The sequence below is a fragment of the Microvirga vignae genome (genome assembly GCF_001017175.1).
Taxonomy (GTDB): domain Bacteria; phylum Pseudomonadota; class Alphaproteobacteria; order Rhizobiales; family Beijerinckiaceae; genus Microvirga; species Microvirga vignae.
In genome coordinates, this window is sequence record NZ_LCYG01000146.1 from 1 (window position 1) to 4,845 (window position 4,845).

The window sequence follows — 4,845 nt, forward strand, 5'->3', positions numbered from 1 at the left end:
AGGCTATGGCGTCGAGCTTCGGCCCTCCACAACCTAGGCCCTGATGAAGGCCAGGACATCGGCGTTGAACTTGTCCGCCTCAATCTGCGCCAGGCCGTGTGAGCCGCCGGGATAGACCCTGAGCTGGGCGCCCTGGACAATCTTCGCGGTCTTTTCTGCCGAGGCCTTGATCGGGACGATCTGGTCGTCGTCGCCGTGGATGATGAGCGTCGGCCTATCGATCTTCTTCAGGTCTGCGGCGTAGTCGACCTCGGAGAATTCCCGGATACAGTCGTATTCACCTTTGATGCCGCCCATCATGCCCTGGAGCCAGAAGGACTCACGCAGGCCTTCGTTGACCTTCGAGCCATCCCGGTTGAAGCCATAGAACGGGATGGTGAGATCCCTGAAGAACTGCGAGCGGTCGCCGGCAGTATTCTTGCGGATGCCGTCGAAGACCCCCATCGGCGTGCCCTCCGGATTGGACTCGGTTCTCAGCATCAGCGGCGGCACCGCACCGACGAGGACCACCTTCGCAACGCGGCTGGAGCCGTGACGGCCGATATAGTGCGCCACCTCGCCACCGCCTGTGGAGTGGCCGATCATGACGATCTCTCGAAGGTCGAGCTTCTCGATCAGCTCGGCGAGATCGTCGGCGTACTGATCCATGTTGTTGCCGTCCCAGGTCTGATCGGAACGGCCGTGGCTGCGGCGATCATGGGCGACGACGCGATAGCCCTGCTGGCCGAAGAACAGCATCTGGCCGTCCCAGGCGTCGGCCGTGAGCGGCCATCCATGCGAGAACAGGATCGGCTGCCCGGATCCCCAGTCCTTGTAAAAGATCCTGGTGCCGTCCTTCGTGGTGATTGTCCCCATCGGGGCTTCTCCTCTTGCTTGGGTGAGTGTTGTCGTGGCGACTGCCATTCCCGGTAAGGCGAGCGAAGCGGCGACAGTTGCTGTTGCCAGGAGTGTGTCCCGGCGGGTGAGCGGTAGGTTGCTTTCCGGCAGTCGTGACATCACAAAGTCTCCTTGGGTGGGCCTCAATGGACATCCCGACCGGGTTTGCTGACCGCCAGGAAGTGCTGGACCAGCGGTGGCTCCGCTCCCTGATGGAAGCGGCGCGCCTCCGCCTGAATGTCGGCGTCTGCCTTTGAGACCCGCTTGTGCTGGCGCAGGTGTTCGGCCCAGGACTCGACGAAGAACCACTCGACGATGTGCTCGGGATCTGCCGCATCCTCGGAGATGCCCCAGGCATAGGCACCGTCACGCCGGCGTTCCTCGGAGAGACGCTCGAGGACCGTGAGGAAGGCGATTCGGTCTGTCTGCCGGATGCGGTAGGTCACCATGATCAGCACCGGTCCGCGGTCGTGCGCGACGGGCTCGGCCATCGCAGGCTCGGGCCAATGCAGCGACGGCGTCAGGTCACCCTCTCCGCTGGGCAGGGGGGCCCTGTGAGCCAATGCTGCGATGACAGCAAGACTGACGCCAGCGAAGAGCAGGGTCGTGTCCGTGCCGATCTCCTGGGCCAGGAAGCCCCAGCCCAGGCTACCGGCCGCCATGGCACCGTTGAACGCGGTGAGATAGATCGCCAAACCCCGGCCTCGGATCCAGTTCGGCAGGATCGCCTGCATGGTGCTGTTGAGGGTGGTCAGCATCGCGATCCAGGCAATCCCGAGCACGAAGGTCGCGATGATCGCCACGATCTCGGAATTTGTCAGGGCAAGCAACGCGGTCGAGCCTGCCGTTACGAGCGATGCCGCCAACACCAGACGGTCCTGCCCGAGACGGGCACGGGCCCCTGGCAGCAGGATAGCGCCTGCGATGGCGCCGGCCCCGACGCTGCCAAGCATCAGGCCGTAGAAGCTCGGTCCGCCGCCGATCTCCTGGCGTGCCACGATGGGGAGGAGCGCCCAGACGGCGCTGGCGAAGGCGAAGAACAGAACAGCCCGCCAAAGGATGCGATGGAGGTCACGGCTGGCGCGGGCATAACGCAGGCCCGCCCGCAAGGCTCCCCCGAACTGCTCCCGCAGGCCGTCATCTGCATCGGCTTTACGCCGCCACCAGAGCAGGGCTCCTCCGACAAGGAGATAGGTCAGGACGTCGATCCCGTAGACTGTTGCGGCCCCGAGCGCGGCAAGCAGGAAGCCTCCAAGGGCCGGACCGATGGACCGGGCGATGTTGATGCCGAGTGAATTGAGCGCCACGGCACCCTTGATGTCGGATCGGGGAACGAGCTCCGGCGTGATTGCTTGCCAGGCTGGCGTCGCAAGCGCCGCGCCCACCCCGCCGAGGAACGTGAGGACGATAAGGCTCTCGACCGCGACGCTGCCGGTCCAGGCCAGAGCCGCAAGGAGGGAGCTTACGACCGCGAGCGCGATCTGGATGGCGATGAGAAACCGGCGCCGGTCCAGGATGTCAGACAGGACACCCGCCGGAATCGCGAGAAGGAAGATCGGAAGGGTGCCTGCCGCCTGGATCATGGCCACCGCGGCGGGCGATGCGGAGATGTCCGTGACGAGCCAGGCGGAGGCGACATCGCGCATGAAGGTGCCGATGTTGCCGAGCACCGTCGCGGTCCAGATCACCGCGAAGAGACTGTGTCGCAACGGCGCAAAGGTACCGGGAGGGGGAGGCGGCACCGTGTGTTCGGTGATCGTGCTCGGTACCTCGGTCATGGCCGTGCGCCCCGGCCGTTGACGAACAGGGCCGCCATGGCGAACCCGCCGACAATGGCGACGTGTTCGAAGAAGGTGGCGGTCTGGCGACCGCGATCCGGGCCCTCAAACGCCCAGAACGGATGGGCGAGGAGGGTGGCCAAGGCCGTGAACACCGCCAGGATACCGGCGCCAAGCCAACAGTAACGGCGGGTCAGGAAGAGAACGGACCCGCCGAGCTGGGTGCAGACGATGGCGGCGGCAATCGGCGCGGCAGGCTGGAGGCCCAGACCCGCGACCTCGTTCACGGCGCCACCGAAGTCGAAGAGCTTCACGACGCCGCTGATCAGGAAAGGCGATGCAAGTGCGAGGCGAGCCAAGTGGTCCAACCCGGGCAGGACCAGCACCTTTGCGATTGGGCGGGGAACAGTGATGTCAGCCATGGCGCTCTCCCTCAGAAGGCCCAGCACGAGCAGCCGAGCACGCCCCAGAACGAGCGCGCGTCCGACGTTGGTGGGGTTGAGCCCCAGGCGCCGGCATGGGCATGACCATGCACGCCGCAGGTGTTGGCGCAGGCGCAGGCGGCAGCCGCAAAGGCGTATTTGCGCGCCTCACCATTGTCGGCTCGCTGCTGATAGCCGCCATAGACTCGCACCGGCGACCAGTCCGGCATCGGCGACGGCAGGGGCGGCGCGAGATCCTTGAACTCGGCATCGCCATGCACCGGCTTGCCGCCGAGCAGGGTGAGCACGGACGTGATGTCCTGGATGGCATCCTCCGGCACGGAGAAATAGTCGTCGGACAGCACCGCCAGGTCGGCCAACTGGCCCTCCCTGATCTGGCCCTTCTTGCCCGGCTCGTTCGAGAACCAGGTGTTGGCCTCGGTCCACAGCCGCAGGGCACTCTCCCGGTCGAGGCGGTTGGCGCTTGGATAGAGCGTCAGCCCTCCGAGGGTCTTGCCCGTCACCAGCCAGGACAGCGAGACCCACGGGTTGTAGGACGCGACGCGGGTGGCATCCGTGCCGGCGCCGACCGGAACGCCCGCGTCCAGCATGCGGCGGATCGGGGGCGTGTGTTCAGCGGCCTTGGCGCCATAGCGCTGGACGAAGTCCTCGCCCTGGTAAGCCATGCGGTGCTGGACCGCGATGCCGCCACCCAATGCCGCGATGCGGTCGATGTTGCGGTCGTCGATGGTCTCGGCATGGTCGAAGAACCAGTGCAGGCCGTCGAAGGGAATGTCCCGGTTGACCTTCTCGAATACATCGAGAGCCCGTGTGATGGTCTCGTTGTACGTGGCGTGCAGCCGCCACGGCCAGCGGTTCTCGACCAGCAGGCGGACGACCGGCTCGAGATCGGCCTCCATCGAGGGCGGCATCTCGGGCCGTTCGACCTTGAAGTCCTCGAAATCGGCGGCGGAGTAGACCAGCATCTCGCCGGCGCCGTTATGGCGATAAAGATCGTCGCCCTGGCCCGGCTTGACCTGCTTGGCCCAGGTGTCGAAGTCCTTCAGCTCTTCCTTCGGCTTCTGCGTGAAGAGGTTGTAGGCAAGCCGCACGGTCAGGAGCCCCTCGCGGTGCAACTCCTCGATAATGGCATAGTCGTCCGGGTAGTTCTGATAGCCTCCACCGGCATCGATGACGCCGGTGATGCCGAGCCGGTTCACCTCGCGCATGAAGTGGCGCGACGAGTTCTTCTGGTACTCGGGCGGGAGCTTCGGACCCTTGGCGAGGGTCGCATAAAGGATCGTGGCGTTGGGCCTGGCGATCAGCAGGCCCGTAGGATGGCCTTGCGCGTCGCGCTGGATCTCGCCGCCGGGCGGGTTCGGCGTGTCCTTGGTGTAGCCGACCGCCCGCAAGGCGGCTGCATTCAAGAGCGCTCTGTCGTACAGATGCAGGATGAACACCGGCGTGTCGGGAGAAACGGCGTTGATCTCGTCGAGCGTCGGCAGCCTCTTCTCGGCGAATTGATGCTCTGTGAAGCCGCCGACCACCCGCACCCATTGCGGAGCCGGGGTGCGGTCCACCTGTTCCTTCAGCATCCGCATGGCATCGGCCAGGGAGCGAACGCCGTCCCAGCGCAGCTCCATGTTGTAGTTGAGACCGCCACGGATGATGTGCATGTGGCTGTCGATCAGCCCCGGGATGACACGGCGGCCTTTCAGATCCATGTGGCGCGTGTCGGGGCTGGAAAGCGTCATGACCTCCCGTTCGTC

4 protein-coding genes are annotated in these 4,845 nt (G+C 65.5%); all 4 read right to left on the reverse strand.

Features of this window, described 5'->3' with window-relative positions; translation table 11 throughout:
• Window positions 1–33 precede the first annotated feature (33 nt).
• Entirely contained in the window at window positions 34–855 is an 822-nt protein-coding gene (locus AA309_RS31060) for an alpha/beta fold hydrolase (protein WP_047192891.1), read from the reverse strand.
• Window positions 856–1,019: 164 nt separating this feature from the next.
• The gene (locus tag AA309_RS31065; protein WP_047192892.1) at window positions 1,020–2,654 is read right to left on the reverse strand and encodes an MFS transporter; all 1,635 of its coding nucleotides are present in this window, start codon (window positions 2,652–2,654) and stop codon (window positions 1,020–1,022) included.
• Window positions 2,651–3,076, reverse strand: a complete 426-nt coding sequence (locus AA309_RS31070) for a DoxX family protein (RefSeq protein WP_047192893.1) — start codon at window positions 3,074–3,076, stop codon at window positions 2,651–2,653. The genes AA309_RS31065 and AA309_RS31070 overlap by 4 nt, the downstream gene beginning before the upstream one ends.
• Window positions 3,077–3,087: 11 nt before the next feature.
• On the reverse strand, window positions 3,088–4,845 hold a 1,758-nt coding region (locus AA309_RS31075), incomplete at its 5' end, for an amidohydrolase (protein ID WP_047192894.1).